This is a genomic window from Bacteroides ihuae, from assembly GCF_900104585.1.
Taxonomy (GTDB): domain Bacteria; phylum Bacteroidota; class Bacteroidia; order Bacteroidales; family Bacteroidaceae; genus Bacteroides; species Bacteroides ihuae.
The window spans coordinates 825,606-846,398 of record NZ_FNVX01000006.1; the positions used below are offsets into that span (position 1 = coordinate 825,606).

Sequence of the window (20,793 nt, forward strand, 5' to 3'; positions counted from 1 at the left end):
CATCTAATTTTATGTATTTTTGCGCCGCTTTATATAACAAGAAAAGAAAAAACATGGACGATTCAAACCCGCGACCGTACAGTAAGAGTATTAACTAAAACGAACAGAGTCCTCTATCTCAATGTCTCTGCTCGGATAACTAACGAAAGGAGACAATAATGAGAACATATCTTTATTGTGAAGCCGGCTTTGTGGAAAAGCCGCAATGGCAACCTAATTGCTGGATAAACGTAGAATGTCCGGATGCCGATGATTTAAGATTCCTCACCCAAGAACTGGAAGTTCCTGAATCTTTCTTGAATGACATTGCCGACGTAGATGAACGTCCACGTACGGAGACAGAGGATAACTGGTTACTCACCATTCTTCGCATACCCATGCAAAGTTCGCAGAATGGCACACCCTTCACCACCGTACCTATAGGCATTATTACCAATAACGAAATTATTATCTCTGTTTGCTATTACCGCACCGAGATAATGCCCGACTTCATCAATTACACCCGTCGAAAAGGATTGAAGGTGAACAATAAGCTTGATTTGATTTTACGACTCATTTATTCATCGGCCGTATGGTTTCTGAAGTACCTGAAGCAGATAAACAACGATGTAACCGCTGCAGAGAAAGCGCTAGAGCGAAGCATCCGTAATGAAGACCTGCTGCAGCTGATGAAGTTGCAGAAGACATTGGTCTACTTCAACACTTCCATTCGTGGCAATGAAGTCATGATTGGAAGACTAAAAAGCATCTTCCAGCAACCAGAGTACTTGGACGAGGAACTATTGGAAGACGTAATTACCGAGCTGAAGCAAGCCTATAATACGGTAAACATCTACAGCGACATTCTTACCGGAACAATGGATGCTTTTGCTTCTATCATTTCGAATAACGTAAATACGATCATGAAACGAATGACGAGTATTTCCATCATCTTAATGGTTCCTACACTCATTGCCAGTTTTTATGGTATGAATGTCAACGTCCATTTAGATCAAGTGCCACATGCTTTTGCCCTCATCGTACTATTCTCCATAGGGTTATCGGCGATGGCATTTGTGATCTTCCGAAAAATTAAATGGTTTTAAAAAAGAGCATTACTCAGAAAGGCAATTGAAGCTGACTATCACCCAGCAAATTAAAAGTCAGCCTATGATAAGGCGAATGGCCATGCAATTTTATGGCACTACGATGCTTCTTTGTAGGATATCCCTTATTGTGATCCCAATCATAGTAAGGGAGTTCTTCGTGTAAACAGTTCATGTAGTCATCCCGATAAGTCTTTGCAAGCACAGAAGCAGCCGCTATAGAAAGATATTTGCCGTCGCCCTTCACCACAGTGGTATGGGGGATCGTTTTATAACTCTTAAAACGGTTCCCATCGATCAACAAATGTTGCGGAGAAAGAGTTAATTGATCGATGGCCCGATGCATAGCCAGGAACGAAGCATTTAAGATATTAATTTTATCAATCTCCTCTGGAGAAACGACTCCGACGGCCCATGCTAAAGCTTCCTTTTCTATCACTTCGCGCAAAGCATATCTTCGCTTCTCTGTCAATTGTTTAGAATCATTCAACAATTCATTCTTAAAGTCTTTCGGAAGAATAACAGCTGCAGCATATACAGCTCCTGCCAAGCATCCACGCCCGGCCTCATCACAACCGGCTTCCACTAAATCTTCGTGCAAATAAGGTAATAACATTCCTTGAGTATTTTAATGGCAAAGATACATCATTCTACCTTTTACCCATTATTTATCGGTAGAAACACTTGACTTTAGCAATTAAATGTATTATCTTTGTGTACATAATCATAAAGTATATTCAATAAATAGCAGATAAAAAGGGAGAAGTTTACGCTTCTCCCTTTTTATGTATCTACATCCCATATTTAAGATCAAAGAACGGTGCAAATCAACCAAAACAACGGTTTAGTTTACCTAAAAGGACGGTTGTGTTCGGTCAACTGCACGGTTATGTTTCTTAAAAAGACAGTTTCTCTTCACTCACTTCATTATTTGTCATCAAAATGATTCCTAATGAGGTCGATTTTCTCCTACTATTATGTTCAAGCACTTCTATTGTTAATTCAACTGTACGACATCATTAATTAACCATAAACTTGCTCTTGACAAGAATAAGCTCAACTCAGTCAATCTGTATAGAATAATCAGCAGTTACTAGAGCACTCACATCTTCTTATTAAAATACGACCAAAGAATATTTTCTTTAGAATAAGCTCCAAGCTACAGTAAGTCCCGCCATCACAATAGCGACCATACTCATCAACTTTATCAATATATTTAAGCTCGGTCCGGAAGTATCTTTAAACGGATCACCAACCGTATCGCCCACTACGGTAGCTTTATGAACTTCACTCCCTTTACCACCAAAGTTTCCTTCTTCCACGTACTTCTTCGCATTGTCCCATGCCCCACCGGCGTTAGCCATAAAGATGGCAAGTACAAATCCACTACTCAATCCGCCAACCAACAAACCAAGCACACCGGGAACACCAAATATAAATCCGGTCAGAATAGGAGTAACAATAGCCAGCATAGATGGCAATATCATCTCGCGCTGCGCTCCTTTGGTAGATATAGCCACGCAACGTTCATAATCCGGCTCTGTTTCACCAGTGAGTATTCCTTCTATTTCCCTAAACTGTCGACGCACTTCATCGACCATGTGACCCGCCGCACGTCCAACGGCATTCATCGTCAGTCCACAAAACAAGAAGGCCATCATTGAGCCAATGAACATTCCCGAAAGAACTTTAGGATTCATTAGCGTTACACCATAATAATTCATGAAGTCAATAAACGTAGCTTGAGAAGTACTAACAGTGCCTCCATGCGGAAGGTCCAAAACCGTAGTGCCCAAGCGAGTAAGTCCAATACGAATTTCTTCAATATAAGAGGCTAATAACGCAAGTCCCGTTAAAGCTGCCGAGCCAATAGCAAAGCCTTTCCCTGTAGCTGCCGTAGTATTACCCAACGAATCGAGTGCATCCGTACGTTTGCGTACTTCCTCTCCCAATCCGGCCATCTCAGCATTTCCACCAGCATTATCGGCTATCGGACCATAAGCATCTGTTGCCAACGTGATACCCAATGTAGAGAGCATTCCCACAGCTGCAATGCCAATGCCATAAAGTCCCATCCCCACATTAGAGAAGTCAAAACCGGCAGCAAACAAATAAGAAGCGATGATACCAACCACTACTGCTAGTACAGGGATAGCCGTAGAGATCATTCCCAAACCAATGCCGGAAATGATCACTGTGGCCGGACCCGTCTTACCACTTTCGGAAAGCCTCTGAGTAGGTCGATAGGATTGCGAAGTATAATACTCCGTAGAACGACCAATGATGATACCTACAACCAAACCAACCACCACTGAACACGAAATCAGCATCCAGTTCTCGAGTTGCAACAGCCAGAGAATGAAAAAAGTGGCCGCTACTATCAATACAGAACTCAGATTAGTACCAAAGGCCAATGAACTGAGCAAATCTTTCATCGTTGCATTTTCCTTTGTGCGGACAGAAAAGATTCCTATAATGGAAAGAAGAATGCCAACAGCTGCTATTAGCATCGGTGCTATAACCGCTTTAAACTGCATTGAAGTATCCGCAGTGTGAATAAACGCCGCTGCACCCAAGGCGGCGGTAGCTAGAATAGAGCCACAATATGATTCATAAAGGTCGGCCCCCATACCAGCCACATCACCCACATTGTCGCCTACATTGTCGGCAATAGTCGCCGGATTGCGAGGATCATCTTCCGGAATTCCAGCTTCCACTTTCCCTACCAGATCAGCCCCAACATCGGCTGCTTTAGTATAAATTCCCCCTCCTACACGAGCAAAAAGAGCCTGCGTACTCGCTCCCATCCCAAAAGTAAGCATGGTAGTCGTGATCACGCAAAGTTTATGAGTAGGCGTAAGCGCATCGGCCGGTATTACCCAGTTAAGTAACAAATACCAAAATGAGATATCAAGCAATCCCAAGCCAACAACAACAAGTCCCATCACTGCACCACTCCTAAAAGCAATGTGTAATCCCTTATTCAAAGAGGTGCGAGCTGCATTGGCGGTACGCGCAGAAGCATACGTAGCAGTCTTCATGCCCAGAAAACCCGAAAGTCCAGAGAAGAAGCCACCAGTAAGAAAAGCAACCGGCACCCAAGAATTTTGCACTCCAAAGCCATAAGCCATAATCGAGAACAAAATTACTAAGCCAAGAAAGACCCACGCCACAATCTTATACTGCTGTTTGAGATAAGACATGGCTCCTTTGCGAACGGCCGCAGCAATTTTTACCATTTGAGGAGTTCCTTCGCTCTCTTTCATCATCTGCTTATGAAAAAAGAGAGCAAAACAAAGGGCCGCAAAAGCGGCCACAGGAATAAGCCAGAAAAGTAAGCTATCCATAAATTCCAATATTAGAGGTTACAATGGTCTAAAAGTATTGATTATTAACGATATAGGCAAAGAAAAAAACAGGAAAAGCAGCCTTCGGAAGAATAAATCCGCTAAATAAGCTTTTTTATCGCAGTATTGACTATTGCCAGGCCAAAGATTAATTTATAAAATATTAAAATTCGCCTAATCCGTCAGCATTTCTTCCATTTAGTTACAAATTCCATTGGTTTTAGCCCAAATTGCTTTTGAAAACATTTAGCGAAATAAGACGGATTATTAAACCCTACAGCATAAGCCACCTCATTCACTCGCATATTTTTCTCTACTAGTAATTCCGCCGCTTTCTTCAGACGAACGAGCTGTATCAGCTCATTAGGTGTAACATCTGCCATCGTCTTCACTTTAGCGAACAATCCCGAACGGCTAATGCAAAGTTCTTTGGCCAACAGATCCACAGAAAAGTCAATATTGGAAAGATTCTTTTCTATCACCTCATTCATCTGTCCCAAAAATTGTTCTTCCGCTTTGTTCACAGCAATACTTTTCAATGGGACAAAAGGCATTTCAGTAAATTTAGTCTTTAGCATCATGCGTGAAGCGAGCAAATTACGCACACAAGCCCTCAGATATTGAATAGAGAAAGGCTTCTCTACATATGCATCGGCACCAATATTCATCCCTTCAATTTTAGAACTCAAGTCAGTCTTCGCTGTAAGCAGAATAATAGGAATGTGACTGTACATCATCTCCGAATGGAGTTGCTTGCACAAAGTAAGCCCATCCATACGAGGCATCATCAAGTCACTTATTATAAGATTCACATTATTTTTGTTTAGTTCCTCCAATGCATCTACTCCATCACTTGCCGTAATCACCTGATATTCATCCAGGAAGCTATCAGCCAGAAAGTGCCTCATCTCTTCATTATCGTCAACGATCAGCAATCGAAGCTTGTTACCATCATAATATCCTTTCGGTTTTTCATCACACAAAGAAAGTTCCTGAACAACATTATCCTCCGAGAGCGGACTTGCATGACTATTTGTTAGTACACTCCCCTGAATAGGGAGAGAAATTATGAACGAACTTCCCTTCCCTACTTCAGACTCAACCTCCACCATACCGTGGTGCGCTTCTACTATACTTTTCACCAAGTTCAGGCCGATGCCTGTACCTGGCTTTGTACCCGATGCAATCTGATAGAACGGTTGAAATATTTTTTCCTTTTCCTCATCGGGAATGCCACAGCCATTATCGGTTACCCGTATCTGGAAGCTCAATTCAGCAGTGTTGAGTAAGCATTGAAGAACAATACGATCTTTGGTGAATTTATTGGCATTCGTAAGCAAATTGCTCACCACTTTCGTCATTGCCTCCTGATCTACCACTGCCTCAAATTCCTTATCCGAACAGTCGAACACAAAATCTATTCCTCGTTGTTGCAGCAAAGGATTGAAGCGTTCATATACATTCATCAGTAATTCGAAAATAGTACACCTACTTGGCGTAATCGTAAAGGCCCCCTGCTCCACTTTCCTGAAATCAAGAAGTTGATTAACCAGCGTAAGCAACCTTTGGCTGTTTCGGTTAATGATATTCAGCTCTTTCCGAACAACATCCGGCAAGGAAAAGTCGGCCGACATAATCTTTTCCATCGGGCCAATGATGAGCGAAACCGGCGTTCGAATCTCATGAGCTATCATTGTAAAGAATTGAATCTTCGAGTCGTATACCTCCTTTTCCTTTTCTTGCTGGAGCTCTTTTATTCGCTCTTTATGTCTACGTTCCGAACGCTGATGCATTGTTCGGGTGATGAAGACAACCAACAAACAGAGTAAAGCGAAATAAACAATTTTAAAACCAACTGTCATATAAAACGGAGGATGAATAACAATGCGCAATTGCGCTCCAGCCTCATTCCAAACTCCATCGTTGTTGCATGCCTTCACTTTAAAGGTGTAGCTACCTGCGGGTAAATTGGTATAAGTGGCCTTTGTCTGAGTACCAACATAATTCCATTCTACATCAAATCCTTCAAGCTTATAAGCATATTGGTTCTTCTCTGGAGTACTGTAACTTAATGCGGCATACCTCAGACTAAATACATTCTCTTTATAAGATAAGTTCAAGCAATCTATACTAGACAGTTCTGTCGGTAGCAACCCATTTGGAGCAATCGGAATTTCTTTATTGAAGATCTCCAGGTTTGTAATAACCACCGGAGGAACATATGCATTCTTTTTAATTTTGTCCGAGCAGAAAGTATTAAAGCCATTGAGTGTTCCGACATAAATCTGACCGGAAGATGCTCTCAACCCGGAATTAAAGATAAATTGGTCACTTTGAAGACCATCACTTTTAGTGAATACCTGGCAAACAGGCTTTCCCGTTGCGTGATGATTGTAGCGCACCAAGCCTCTTGAAGTAGTAAGCCACAATAAATCATCACTCTCAATGATGCAACAAATATTATTACTCGGAATTTTCAACGAAATGGTTGCGAATCTATCCTTCTTCGAATCATATTGGCACAAACCATCTCCGGTACCAATCCAAAGTGCATCGTGAGAATCAACATACAGACTATTAACCTGATTACTAGCTATTGAATGCTTGTCATCCGCAGCATGAGTATAATTACGCCATTCGTGCCGGGAAGGGTTATATCGGAAAAGACCTTTGCCCTGAGTACCAAACCAAAGATATCCATCCGCATCTTGTTTAATGTCTATGGTCATAAAGCCAAGATCTTTCACTCTGGTAAAATCATCCGTTTCAGGATGATACAGATTCACACCCGACATGCTCGTTACCCAAATTCGCTTCTCCCGGTCCTTGAATATGGCATAAATGCTGCTTCCATCGAGTGTTCTAAGATCCTTTTCATCTGTATTGTAATGCCTGAAGTGTCCGGTTTTAAGATTCATCACATCCAGTCCTCCCGAATAGGTACCAATCCAAAGCTCATCATCATTTAAGCAAAGTGCATGTACATTGTGATAAGATAAGCTATTCTTTCCTATTTCGGGCATGTAAGGTTTAAATATTCCAGTCTTGGGATTATAGCAGTTAAGCCCACCATCATCCGTACCAATCCAGATATTTCCACTTTTATCCTCACAAAAACGGCTGATGATATCTCCATTAATAGAGTTTCGGAAGTGAGAATAAGCATATCCTCTAAACATACCACTGTTGGGTGATAAGTAATTCACTCCACCATAGTACGTTCCAATCCAGATTCCTCCCTCCTTGTCCTTAACAATAGGGTAGATAAACTTATTGGATAGAGAAGTCAGATTTGTTTCATCGGAAACCAATCGTTGATGCTCTCCGGTGTCTGTGTTCAGAATGCTAAGTCCATCGTCCGAGCCAATCATCAACACATCCCGACTCATCTCGGCCATACTATGTATATGCAAAATACCTCCTTTGACTTTAGGAGATAGAAAGGTTGTCGTTTTACCAGTATGCCTATCCAATTTTCTAATACCGCCATCCCATGTCCCTAACCAAAATTCTCCTTTAGAACTTTCCAATAGATATAAGAAGGTAGACTCTTTATCGCCCGGAGCAAGTAATACCGAAAAGTTTTCAAAAGCATTTTTACTCTTGTTGAATTTAGCCAAAGGTTTCTTTGTTATCTTCGATGCCACCCATACATCACCCTGCTTATCCGCATAAATATAATTAATCAAACCTTGTGGTTGACCGGGAAACATGTATTGCTCAAGCTTTCGAGACGATAGATTATATTTAAAAGCCCCTTGACCGTGAGTAGCAAGCCACACATTACCCTGCTTGTCTTCTACAATGTTATTGATGATAGACGTGATTGTTACTCCCGCTTTAGTTTGCGGACGAAAAAGATAGAAGAGATCTTTCTCATAGATATAGATATAAACACCAGTATCCGTGCCAATCCATAATTTTCCTTCACTGTCTTCAAACAGCACGTTGATGTAATTGTTACCCAAAGTAGTAGGAGAATTGCCGTTGCTCAAATACTTTTTGATATTTTGCCCATCAAAGCAGTTCAGTCCCTCTTCGGTTCCAATCCAGATGAAGCCTCGCTTATCTTGCAAGATGCTTCTGACAATATTAGAGGAAAGTCCATTATCTACCGTATAATGACGGAAGCTAAAGACTCTGGGTTCAGCTTTAGCAATCGACAAGAAAATAGCTAAAAGAGCTATGAATAAAAATAGATACTTCTTCATTAATAGAAAAGAGGGGGCTAACGGTTTATTTCTTTTGCAATATTAACGTTTTTATTCGACAGAGCATCCCAATATCATCCACAAAGCTAGAAGAATAATCCAGCCATAGAGCTCAAAGCACTAATAATAAGGGATAATTGGCTCTAAAACATTTATTCACTATTCGGACTATTTTCGCATAGTCATGGATTATTCTTCTACCACTGCTCCCCTTTTTCACCTTAATTTGCAATCGTACCGAAACATAAGTTAAAAATCTAATTCAAAAACCATAACGTTATGAGAGGCAAAACCCTTCTGCTTATTGGGTGTACTACGATAGGAATATTATCATGTAGCTCATCCTACAAACAACCCGGAGATCCGATAAAAGAAGTCCCCTTTACGCAAGTCCACTTCTGCGACAGTTTCTGGGCTCCAAGAATAGAGACCAATCGAACAGTATCTATTCCTTCAGCCTTCAAAGAGTGCGAAAAGAATGGGCGTTTTGACAACTTTGCCCTTGCCGGTGGCTTAATAAAAGGAGAGCATAAAGGCGACTTCTCGTTTGACGATACCGATCCCTATAAAATCATTGAAGGAGCTTCATACTCATTAGCTGTAAAATATGATAAGAAGTTAGATGCTTATCTCGACAGTGTGATTCATTTAATCGGTGCAGCTCAAGAAGCAGACGGCTACCTTTGTACTTGTGTCACCAACAAATGTACCCGCCTTTCAGGCTGGTGGGGAAACAGCAAATGGGAAAAAATAAACAGCCATGAACTTTATAACTGCGGACATTTGTACGAAGCCGCCGTTGCCCATTATAAAGCTACCGGAAAAAAGACATTACTCAATGTAGCCATTAAGAATGCCGACCTTATCTGTAAGGTATTCGGTCCTAATAAAGGGCAGAAACATGTTCCATCCGGACATCCGATTGTTGAAATGGCATTGGCTAAACTGTACAACGTCACCGGAAATGAAAATTATCTGAAACTTGCCAAATACTTTGTGGAAGAGACCGGTCGGGGAACAGACGGACACAAGCTAAATGCATATAGCCAAGATCACATGCCTATTCTGCAACAAAAAGAGATAGTGGGACATGCCGTTCGTGCCGGCTATCTATATTCAGGAGTGGCCGACGTTGCCTCTCTCACCCATGACACTGTATATTTTAATGCACTGAAAAACATTTGGGACAATATGGTTAGCAAAAAACTATATATCACAGGAGGAATGGGCTCCAGAGCACAAGGAGAAGGGTTCGGACCAAACTATGAACTTCATAACCAGCAAGCATACTGTGAAACTTGTGCGGCCATAGCCAATGTATACTGGAATCAACGGATGTTTCTGGCTACAGGAGATGCAAAATACATTGATGTGGTAGAACGAGCCATGTATAATGGAGTAGTATCGGGCGTATCCCTAAGTGGCGATAAGTTCTTCTACGACAATCCACTGGAATCAATGGGACAACATGAACGTCAGAAATGGTTTGGATGCGCTTGCTGCCCCGGCAACATCACCCGATTCATGCCCTCCATACCAAACTATGTATATGCCACGCAAGACAATGACATCTATGTGAACCTCTATGTACAAAGTCAAGGTTCCATCAATACACAAGCTAACAACATAGAGATAAAGCAAGCAACTTCTTATCCGTGGGAAGGTCATGTGGAATTGACCGTTAATCCGGAGAAACAATCAAAGTTCGCCATGAGACTACGCGTGCCGGGTTGGGCAAAAGAATCGCCCGTTCCATCGGACTTATATTCATTCACCGATCAATCACAGGCCATCAGCCTATCCATAAACGGAAAAAAAGAAAATATAAAAGAGAGCGACGGCTATATCACATTAGTACGTACATGGAAAAAAGGGGATAAGATAGAGATTAACTTTCCCATGCCTGTCCGCCGGATAAAAGCCAATCCAAATGTGAAAGACGATGAAGGCAAACTTGCCATACAGCGTGGCCCGATTGTCTATTGCCTGGAAGGTGTCGACCAAGCAGACAAACATGTGCTAAACAAGTACATTCCCCAAAACACTTCCTTCAAGGCTCAATTCGATAAAGATCTCCTAAATGGCGTAATGGTGCTGAAAGGAAAAGCGAAAGAAGTTTCACTTAACGGGAAGGAAAAAGAAGTTGCCTTCACAGCTATCCCTTATTCTACGTGGAATAACCGTGGAGCAGACGAAATGGCCGTATGGATTCCTTACGCAGCCAACTATACCCGTCCCGTTCCTGCACCAACAATCGCCTCACGTGCACACACATTCACGATGAAAACACCGATTCAAAAAGATGCACCCAAATCAGCCTCAACAGAAGAATGGGCTTGGGGAGTAAACGACCAATGGGAACCCAAAAGTTCATCGGACATATCAAAGCCGTACCACTATTGGTGGTTAAAGGAAGGTTCATTAGAAACAATGGTCTATGAGTTTGACAAGCCGGAAACAGTATCAAACGTAGAAGTATACTGGCTAGATTTCGATCATTATGATGGTAACTTTCGCATCCCCAAAAGTTGGAAGCTCTACTATAAAGAAGGCAAAACGTGGAAAGAGGTTGAAGCCAAGAACCAATACATTGTAAAAAAGGATTGCTATAACAAACTGAACTTCAAGCCGGTAACCACCACCGGATTAAAAATAGCCGCCCAACTACAGAAAGGAGAATCGGGAGGTATTATTGAATGGAAAGTGAATAAATGACCTTTAGTATAAATCTTAAAACGTGAAAGTATGAATTTGAATCAAACGATTTTAGAAAAAAGAACCTCTAAAGTAGTAATTAGCCTTTGCTTCTTTAGTGTAATTGGGAGCACCATGCCTAATCTTTGTCCCTCTGTTATGGCGAAAAGTGCTGAGAATATGACCGTTCAAAGTCCACAACAAAAAGGTGTTATTATAAAAGGAAAAGTTGTAGATCAAAAAGGAGAAACAATAATTGGCGCCAATATTGTTGAAAAAGGCAGTAGCAATGGTACCATTAGTGATATTGAAGGAAAGTATACATTGCAAATAGCTAATAAGGCGATCCTTATTTGCAGTTATATAGGCTATAAGAATATTGAAATACCAGCTTCACTAGCTAAAAATGGAATTTTGAACATTACCTTAACAGAGAATTCAGAGGCTTTAAATGAAGTTGTAGTTATCGGTTACGGCACCCAACGTAAGGGGGATATCACTAGCTCAATAGCTAGTGTTAAGGCTGAAGATTTCATTGCTGGAAATATTTCAGATGCAGCGGAATTAGTTAAGGGCAAAATAGCCGGCTTGACAATAACTAAAAGCTCAGGGGATCCTAATGGTACATCAAGCATATTATTACGAGGAATCGCCACCTTAGAAGGTAGTACCACCCCCCTAATTCTAATTGATGGTATTCCCGGAGGATTGAGTACGGTAGCTCCTGAAAACATCGCTTCTATTGACGTTTTAAAAGACGCATCAGCAGCTGCAATCTATGGAACTCGCGGAGCTAATGGAGTTATCCTTATAACCACCAAAAATAGTCGCCGCAACGAGAAAGTACAAGCAATGTATTCTGGTTATGTCACTGCTTCCAATTTTTATAAAGAAGCTGACTTCATGACTAGTGAAGATACTCGAAATGGACTAACTACTTTTACTGATAAAGGTTACGATACAGATTGGGTAAAGGCTATTACGCATACTGGATTTGTACATAATCATAATTTTAATATTACCGGTGGCAACCAAACAACAACCTATTCGGCAGATGCTTCATATAGAGACGACAATGGAGTAGTAAAAAAAACGAATAGCCGTGATATGAAATTATCGTTTGACATATCTCATTGGATGCTCAATGATGTATTAAAAGTGAATTTCAATTTAGTTAAAGGATTACATAAAAACAATGCTACAAAAGCATCAGAAGCCGGAATTGCCAACATTTATCGACAAGCTGTCATCCACAATCCAACAGCCCCAATATATAACGAAAATGGCAGCTACTATGAAGACTTCAATGTATATCAATACTACAACCCTGTCTCTATGATTAATGAATTAAAAGGAGAGAACAGGAAAGAATGGACACGAATTACAAGTAACATAACTATTGAACCCATAAAAGGATGGCAAACAAATTTAATGGTAGCCACTCGTCGATCCTTCAGTCATGATGAATCCTACCAGACCACAAATTATTATGCATGCATGGTAGATGGTAGTACAGGGTCAGCATACCAAGGTAGTTCCGATTCCAGATCTGACCACCTAGAACTTACATCTAAATACAATCTAAATAAGGACAAACACCATCTCTCTGCTCTAGCGGGTTATAGCTATGAATATAATGTATATAGCGGATTTAACGCATCAAACTATGATTATCCAACCGATTTCTATTTATACAATAAATTAGGATTAGGAAGTGCACTTAAAAAAGGTAATGCTGGCATGGATAGCGATAAATACGACAGCAAACTTATAGGCTTCTTTGGACGCATAAGCTATGGGTTCGATAACAAATATAATGTCCTGCTTAGCCTCCGCCAGGAAGGTTCCACCAAATTTGGAGACAACCACAAATGGGGTACCTTTCCCTCTGCATCGGTAGGATGGACGATAAGCAATGAGAAATTCATGAAGAACATCTCTCTCATTAATACCCTAAAGCTGCGTGCTGGTTACGGCGTTACAGGCGTAGAGCCCAATAAGTCATATCTATCTATGAATAAATATGGCTATGGAAACTCTTACTATTATAATGGAAACGGATGGGTTACAGGTTTACAAGCTACTTCAAATACAAATAAAGATTTAAAATGGGAAAAATCGGCAGAGTTCAATATTGGATTAGATTTTAGCATTTTAAAAGACCGTTTAAGTGGCTCAATTGATTATTACAATAAAAAAACATCGGATATGCTCTGGTGGTATAATGTTCCAATGCCTCCTAATCTCTATAGCCAAACATTGGCTAACGTAGGTAAAATGAGAAATTCAGGAATTGAAATCGTGTTAAATGCAACACCTCTAAAAACAAAGAATTTCCAATGGAATACAACAATAACTATGTCACACAATTCTAATAAACTGTTAAGCCTATCTAATGATCTATATGAAACTAAGAATTATTTAAATACAGGTATCGCTGGTGACCCAGTTTCACTTCCTACTCATCGCCTAGAAGTGGGAAAATCAATGGGGAATTATTGGGGGATGAAGTCTGTAGGTATATCAGATAATGGGTTATGGATGATTGAAAACCCAGAAACAAAAGAAGTCAAAGAGTTCTCAGCCGATATGTTAAATGACAATTATCGCCAATATTTAGGCAATGGGCTTCCCAAGATGAATTTGGGATGGAGTAATACTTTCAGATATAAAGATTTTGACCTCAATATACAAATGACTGGTCAATTGGGCTTCAAGATATTAAATGAACAACGAATGTTCTATGAAAATAACTCCATCGCTTATAACAAATTAAAATCAGCAGCAAATATCTTATTTGGGAAAAGAGCCCTATCATCAGCTCAATCTCAAACATTCGTTAGCTATTATCTAGAAAAAGGAGATTATATGAAAATGACTAATCTAACATTAGGCTATAGTTTCAAATTAAACGAATCCAGATACATCAGCAAACTTAGAGTCTATTTATCTGGTGAGAATTTGTTCTGCATTACCGGTTATGACGGATTAGACCCTGAATTAGCAAATACTGACCTAAAAGCTGCAGGTAATGATTATAGAGACAAATATCCTACTATTCGTTCATTTACATTTGGAGTTAACTTAACCTTTTAACAATATAGAATATGAGACTAAAACATATAAAAGCGTGTGCCTACGCAATGTTTATTAGCGCAACACTAACGTTAGCATCTTCATGCACAGACCTTGATGAGACAATATATAGTGAGATTTCCTCTGATAATTATACCTTTACAGATGCAGATATACAAAGCATGTTCTCTGCTGTATATGGAAGTTTAAGAGGCGTCTATTGGGGCTGGAATGGATTATTTGATATTTCCGAAGAATCAGGAGATTGCATGATGACCCCTCTACGAATAGGCATAGGGTGGGGAGATCTTTATATACCGATGCATAAACACCAATTCCATTCTCATATTGATCATTATTATACAATTTGGTATAATGCATATCAAGGGATCAATAGTTGCAACCAATTATTAGACAGAGATATAGTTCAAGAATCAGAAACGGCATCTGCTGAATTAAGAGCATATCGTGCACTTTTTTATTACATCCTATTTGATAATTTTCGCAACGTGCCATTAGAAACAACATATAAGCAAGAGGATGGATATTTACCAGAACAAGCCGATCCACAAAAAACATATGACTTTATAATTTCAGAGCTAAATGAGGTAAAAGAAAAGCTCAACAAAAAGGCTAAATATGGGCAGTTCAATCAGTATGCAGTGTGCATGACATTAGCTAAAATGTATCTAAACCACAATGCATGGTTTAATACAGATGACAATACATATTATCAAAAAGCATACATGGAAGTAAACGAAGTCATCAGTGCACACAAATATACGCTTTCTTCCAATTACACAGATCCTTTTCAAGAAGATGGCTCAAGTTGCGCAGAAATCATTTTTGCAATCCCATTTGATTACACCTATGCTACAGGAAACTATTTAGCCAACAAATGTTTGCATGGAGCAAGTGCTTCAACTTTTGGTTTGTCAGGTGCTCCATGGAATGGAAGTTGCGCAATCCCACAGTTCATAGACACTTATGATTCAGACGATTCACGCCTATCTGACACTTGGCTCATCGGCAATCAATATGACCAAAACGGGGGATTAATAAAAGTAGATAATGAAGCTTTAAATTACACAAAATCGGTTCATAGCATAGATAACCCTGGCGCCTATTCTATGGAAGGAGCACGTTTTCATAAATATCAAATCGTAGCAGGAAAGCATGGCACATCAGCAGATGATGTCCCTTTTTATCGTCTAACAGATGCATATATGATAAAAGCTGAATGCTTGCTTCGCCTTGGAGGGTATAACGGTGAATCAAAAGAAGATGCTGCTAAGATTGTTACAATGATCCGAACACGTGCCTTTAAGAACAATCCCCAAAAAGCAATACGCACAGTAAGCGAATTAGAAGGAGGTAGCAGCTATGCTTATGGGCATAGAGAAAACATTGCTAAAAAAGGAGAAACGGACAATATTGTTCAAACAAATGAAGGAGGAAGTGATATACAATTAGGAGGGCTACTTGATGACCTAGCATGGGAGTTTGTAGGTGAACATCACCGCCGTCAAGACTTAATCCGCTTCAGATTAACGAGTAAAAACATGAATGTATATAACGGTAAATCATGGTTTTGTAAAGACGCAGAAACAAATCCTTCAGATATACACAGAAACATTTATCCTATTTACCAAGATTTCTTAGATGCAAATCTAAAATTAAAGCAAAACACAGGATATTAATCTGATACAAAAAAAACATCTCTCTTACTAAATAAAACGTAGTAGAAAAAACGAATGGAGCGTAGCAAGAAAGCCAAAATTACGCTCCATTTATGGCAACATAAAAGTATAGGAACGACTCGAACAAAACTTATAATGGAACTACCTGCGCACGGAAGCCTTTTAGTTCACTTAACGCCTAAAAACTAAAAAAAACAAATGATACAGATTAAATCACGTATACTAGCAGTATTACTCACTTTTTTGATGATCAGTAGCTGCTCTAAAGCTCAAGATGCAACAGGAATACCATTACCACCGGGTAAATCCATTTACATACCTAAAGATTTGCAAGGAGTGGACCTGCAAAATCCCGAGAGTAAGTGGAATTATCATTGCATGGCATATACCGATAATTTTGTTGTTTTCTGGGAGAAAGGTTTTGGCAATGATCTATCTAATCCACCACAATTAGAAGGGCATTCGATGAAAGTGGATCTACCTAATCTAATGAAAAAGCTGGAAAGCTTTTATCGCTATTACCGAGAGGCATTACAATTTACCAAATCTGGTTCTAAGTGTGACAAATACCGCATGATGGTAATGATCAATTATTCACTTGACGGTACGGCTTACGGTGGGGATTACGACAGCGAAATTGGTGCATTATGGATTGCTCCCAATCGTGTTCAAGACGAAAAGTTAAACTGCATCGCTCACGAACTTGGACATAGTTTCCAATCACAAATCTCCTGTGACGGGACAGGAGAAGCATGGGGTGGATGCGGATTTTTCGAGATGACTTCACAATGGATGCTTTGGCAGGTAAACCCAGAATGGATTGCTGACGAAGAATATCATTGGACTGCTTTCAACAAATTGACTCACAAGGCTTATCTTCACCTAGAGAATATCTACCATTCTCCTTACGTACTGGAATATTGGAGCGTCAAACAAGGTTTACCTTTCATTGCTGAACTTTACCGACAAGGTAAAAGAGGTGAAGACCCCGTAATCACCTATAAACGTTTGACCGGACAAACTCAAGAACAATTCTGTGATGAAATGTTTGATGCTTGCAGCCATTTCATCAATTGGGATTTTGAACGTGTTTGGAAAGAGACCCGTCCGTATGCAAACCGCTATACTACGCATCTAGAGGCAGCAGTCCAACAGGGATGGTATCGGGTTGCACAAGATAATTGCCCGGAAAACTACGGTTTTAACGCAATACCTTTATCCGTTCCTCAGCCCGGAAATACGGTTAATGTAGATTTCTATGGAGAAGCCGGAATAGAAGGATATGCAGCGGTCAAGACTAACAAAGCCGGTTGGCGCTATAGTTTTGTAGCTGTGACACAAGATGGGAAATCCATTTATAGCGAGATGAAGCGTGACGCAACTGGCTCCCTTAGTTATACCATATCGAAAGATACTCCACCACCGGCACATCTGTGGTTAGTTGTTATGGGAGCTCCAACAGAACATTGGATAAATCCCGGAGCAGAAGAGAAGGATGCACAGTGGCCGTATCGAATAAGAGTGACGGGCAGCGAATTGCTGAACAAATAGCATTCAAACGAGATAACTCTTTGTTAAACCTTATTAAATGAATGACCTATAATTTTAATCTTAAATCAATGTCGTTTAGTTAAGTACAATTGAGATGAGTAAAAAGAAGCTCTTAATAAGTTATTTGTCAATGTTTAAGAACTCATCCAACACCCCTCTACAAGCGTTGTGAGAGGGGTCTGGTGAACTAGTTAATTAACCGTGGTGAACTAGTTAGTTAACCACGCTGAACTAGTTAGTTAACCGCACTGAACTAGTTAGATCTATTTGGACGATCTTATATGTAAATAAATAGGAAGGCATAGCGATAATGGTATAAACTAATTAAGATGACGTACTTAATGAGCTTAAAGAAACGACATTGATACAAAAAGAGTAAATAGCTAAAGAAAACTAAAAATATCATGAGAGGTAAGAAGATTTTTCACGTCATTGTTCTCTGCTCATTCATAATAACGGCAGGGTGTGGGACTGTATATGCCAAAAACAACAATTTTACGGTAAGCTCCCCCGATGGGAAACTGAAAGTAACTATTTCCACCGGTGGAGACACGCTGTGTTATTCCGTCGCATATAACCAGACTAGAACTCTTCTGGCCGGCAGTAAGATCGGTTTAGTCTTATCCAATGGAATAATCTTAGGTCAGAATCCGCAGGTAATTAGTAAAAAGCAGAGAGCTATAAAGGATCGTATTCTCTCTCCTTTTTATCGCTTCGGATCATTCACAGCTTCTTACAATGAATTGGATCTAAAATTTAAAGGCGGATATGGAATTATCTTCCGAGCTTACGATGAAGGGGTTGCTTACCGTTTTTATACTACTTTCAATAAAAAAGTAGAGATAAAGAACGAGATAGCCGAGTTTAATTTCAATGAGGATTATACGGCCTATTTGCCTTACTCTACGAATGAAAAACAACCTTTCGCTATGGCTTTCCAAAACACATATGATGTGACACCATTGAGCAAAGCTAAGTCTCAACTGGCTTTTTTACCCGTCACAGTAGATTATGGAAAAGGGTTGAAGTTAACCGTTCTGGAATCTGATTTGGAAGATTATCCCGGAATTTTTGTACAAGCAGGAGGACAAAATATGAAAGCAGTCTTTGCTCCATTGCCAACTAAAACGAATTTCTATCCTTGGCGTAAACAGGAGTATGTGACAGAACATGGAAATAGCATTGCTCGCACCAAAGGTGCCCGTTCTTTTCCTTGGCGTATTCTGGCAATTACAGAAAAAGATTCTGATATGCCAACGAACAATTTAGTCTATGCGCTGGCTTCGCCTAATAGGATTGGAGACGTTTCGTGGATTAAAACAGGAAAAGTTACTTGGGATTGGTGGAATGACTGGGGAGTAAAAGGAGTTGATTTCAAAGCAGGAATTAACATGGAAACTTATAAGTACTACATAGATTTTGCAGCACAACATGGTATTGAGTTCATTGTGCTGGATGAGGGTTGGTATGATCCTAAAAGTGGAGATATGCTTACTCCTATCCCTGCTCTAAACCTTGCGGAGCTTATTGCTTATGGCAAGAGTAAGAAGGTCGGGCTCATCTTGTGGACGGTTTTCAATGTACTGGATAGTCAACTTACAGAAGCTTGCAAAAAGTATTCGTCCATGGGCGTTAAAGGCTTCAAAGTCGATTTTCTCGATAGAGACGATCAAAAAGCGGTAGAGATGGTCTATCGTATTGCCGAAGCAACTGCCAAATATAAACTAACGCTCGACTTGCATGGAATGTATAAGCCTACCGGATTAAATCGCACTTATCCGAATGTTATTAATATTGAGAGTGTGTTTGGCATGGAAGAGGTGAAGTGGAGTTCTGTCGAAAGAAACATACCACTCTATGACGTCACTTTTCCCTATATACGCATGATGGCGGGACCGGTAGATTATACACCGGGAGCAATGCGCAATGCTACAAAAAAAGATTTCCAAGCAATCTATTCAAACCCAATGAGCATGGGGACTCGATGCCATCAGCTGGCAGCCTACATTGTACATGATTCTCCGCTTACAATGCTTTGCGACGCTCCTAGCAATTACAACAACGAACAACAATGCTTGGATTTCATCTCATCTATTCCCATAGATATAGATGAAACCCGGATTCTATCCGGTGAATTGGGACAATATATTATTTCCGCCCGCAAAAAAGGTGCTAATTGGTACATCGGTGGGATGACAAATTGGGATGAAAGAGATGTGACTATTGATTGCTCTTTCTTGGATAATGATGGAATTTACAATGCCGTTATTTTTAAAGATGGCATTAACGCCGGCAAACAAGCATCAGACTACAGAAAAGAAAAGATACAAGTAACCCGAGATAGTAAACTAACGCTTCACTTGGCTTCAGGAGGTGGCTTTGCTATCCGGCTAGAAAAGGAAGAAACGCCTGCAGCGGTTCCTGATTCCTTAAAGCTAACTGCATTCTACAAAAAATATATGGATGCTGATGGAATACCAATCATTTCATCGGAGAAAGTAGATGATGAGGCTCTGAAAGTAGCACGTAAAATCATTGTGGGAATGCTTGCCAAACGAGAGGACATAAAGGCTTACATGGTGAAAAAACATTGTCGATTCATGGTTATCGGTGAAAAAGAAGAAGTTTGTGACATACCTGAATATGCTCATATTTGCAATTCGCCGGATAGCATTGCTTACTGGAATAAACGGGCCCGAGGATTTGGTGGTGCACCCGAGGATGATCTCAGTTCGAGTTGCGGAGAAGAGAACTTGATTTGTCTACCCGGAGATCGTTATGAAGGAGAGAATATTCTGATTCATGAATTTGCCCACCTTATTCATACAGTTGGTATAGTCGGTGTCGATCCTGATTTTAATAATAAGTTAGAGACGGTGATGAATCATGCCAGAGAAAAAGGATTATGGAAGAATACTTATGCACTATCTAACAAAGAGGAGTATTTTGCAGAAACAGTACAATCTTTCTTCAACTGTAACCGGTATTCAGAAGAGCCCAATGGGGTACATAATTCCATAAACAGAAGAGAAAAATTAAAAGAATATGATCCGGAAATGTATCAGTTACTACTAAATTACTTTTACGAAACGGATCTCCCTATTTGTAATCAAGTTCATCTTTAATAATT

The 20,793-nt window shown here is 40.1% G+C and carries 9 protein-coding genes; 6 read left to right on the forward strand and 3 right to left on the reverse strand.

Going from position 1 to position 20,793, the window contains the following annotated elements:
• Window positions 1-158 precede the first annotated feature (158 nt).
• Complete coding sequence (locus BQ5338_RS14075) at window positions 159-1,085, forward strand: magnesium transporter CorA family protein (protein WP_071147441.1); 927 nt, start codon at window positions 159-161, stop codon at window positions 1,083-1,085.
• A gap of 13 nt (window positions 1,086-1,098) precedes the next feature.
• Here BQ5338_RS14075 and BQ5338_RS14080 read toward each other — a convergent pair whose 3' ends face one another.
• From BQ5338_RS14080 to BQ5338_RS14090, 3 genes are all read right to left on the reverse strand, one after another.
• Window positions 1,099-1,701, reverse strand: a complete 603-nt coding sequence (locus BQ5338_RS14080; protein WP_071147442.1) for a ribonuclease HII — start codon at window positions 1,699-1,701, stop codon at window positions 1,099-1,101.
• A 526-nt stretch (window positions 1,702-2,227) separates the two neighbouring features.
• A complete protein-coding gene (locus tag BQ5338_RS14085) occupies window positions 2,228-4,432 on the reverse strand; it encodes a sodium-translocating pyrophosphatase (RefSeq protein WP_071147443.1) in 2,205 nt (734 codons plus the stop codon).
• Between the two features lie 182 nt (window positions 4,433-4,614).
• Complete coding sequence (locus tag BQ5338_RS14090; RefSeq protein WP_071147444.1) at window positions 4,615-8,643, reverse strand: hybrid sensor histidine kinase/response regulator transcription factor; 4,029 nt, start codon at window positions 8,641-8,643, stop codon at window positions 4,615-4,617.
• 279 nt (window positions 8,644-8,922) lie between these two features.
• Between BQ5338_RS14090 and BQ5338_RS14095 the strand changes: the two genes are divergently transcribed.
• The 5 genes from BQ5338_RS14095 (at window position 8,923) to BQ5338_RS14115 (ending at window position 20,788) form a co-directional block, all read left to right on the forward strand.
• Entirely contained in the window at window positions 8,923-11,358 is a 2,436-nt protein-coding gene (locus BQ5338_RS14095) for a glycoside hydrolase family 127 protein (RefSeq protein ID WP_071147445.1), read from the forward strand.
• 30 nt (window positions 11,359-11,388) lie between these two features.
• A complete protein-coding gene (locus BQ5338_RS14100; RefSeq protein ID WP_071147446.1) occupies window positions 11,389-14,433 on the forward strand; it encodes a SusC/RagA family TonB-linked outer membrane protein in 3,045 nt (1,014 codons plus the stop codon).
• 11 nt (window positions 14,434-14,444) lie between these two features.
• Entirely contained in the window at window positions 14,445-16,112 is a 1,668-nt protein-coding gene (locus tag BQ5338_RS14105; RefSeq protein WP_071147447.1) for a RagB/SusD family nutrient uptake outer membrane protein, read from the forward strand.
• A gap of 246 nt (window positions 16,113-16,358) precedes the next feature.
• Window positions 16,359-17,663 (forward strand): DUF6055 domain-containing protein, encoded by a 1,305-nt coding sequence (locus BQ5338_RS14110; RefSeq protein ID WP_071147896.1) that lies wholly within the window; start codon window positions 16,359-16,361, stop codon window positions 17,661-17,663.
• A 404-nt stretch (window positions 17,664-18,067) separates the two neighbouring features.
• Window positions 18,068-20,788, forward strand: coding sequence for a glycoside hydrolase family 97 protein (locus BQ5338_RS14115; RefSeq protein WP_071147448.1), 2,721 nt, complete (start codon window positions 18,068-18,070; stop codon window positions 20,786-20,788).
• Window positions 20,789-20,793 lie beyond the last annotated feature (5 nt).

What these genes read in the sequence shown, in the direction of transcription:
- BQ5338_RS14105 (WP_071147447.1), top strand. Translation starts at nt 14,445, where the DNA reads ATGAGACTAAAACATATAAAAGCGTGTGCCTACGCAATGTTTATTAGC.
- BQ5338_RS14085 (WP_071147443.1), bottom strand. Translation starts at nt 4,432, where the DNA reads ATGGATAGCTTACTTTTCTGGCTTATTCCTGTGGCCGCTTTTGCGGCC.
- BQ5338_RS14090 (WP_071147444.1), bottom strand. Translation starts at nt 8,643, where the DNA reads ATGAAGAAGTATCTATTTTTATTCATAGCTCTTTTAGCTATTTTCTTG.
- BQ5338_RS14080 (WP_071147442.1), bottom strand. Translation starts at nt 1,701, where the DNA reads ATGTTATTACCTTATTTGCACGAAGATTTAGTGGAAGCCGGTTGTGAT.
- BQ5338_RS14100 (WP_071147446.1), top strand. Translation starts at nt 11,389, where the DNA reads ATGAATTTGAATCAAACGATTTTAGAAAAAAGAACCTCTAAAGTAGTA.
- BQ5338_RS14115 (WP_071147448.1), top strand. Translation starts at nt 18,068, where the DNA reads ATGAGAGGTAAGAAGATTTTTCACGTCATTGTTCTCTGCTCATTCATA.
- BQ5338_RS14110 (WP_071147896.1), top strand. Translation starts at nt 16,359, where the DNA reads ATGATCAGTAGCTGCTCTAAAGCTCAAGATGCAACAGGAATACCATTA.
- BQ5338_RS14075 (WP_071147441.1), top strand. Translation starts at nt 159, where the DNA reads ATGAGAACATATCTTTATTGTGAAGCCGGCTTTGTGGAAAAGCCGCAA.
- BQ5338_RS14095 (WP_071147445.1), top strand. Translation starts at nt 8,923, where the DNA reads ATGAGAGGCAAAACCCTTCTGCTTATTGGGTGTACTACGATAGGAATA.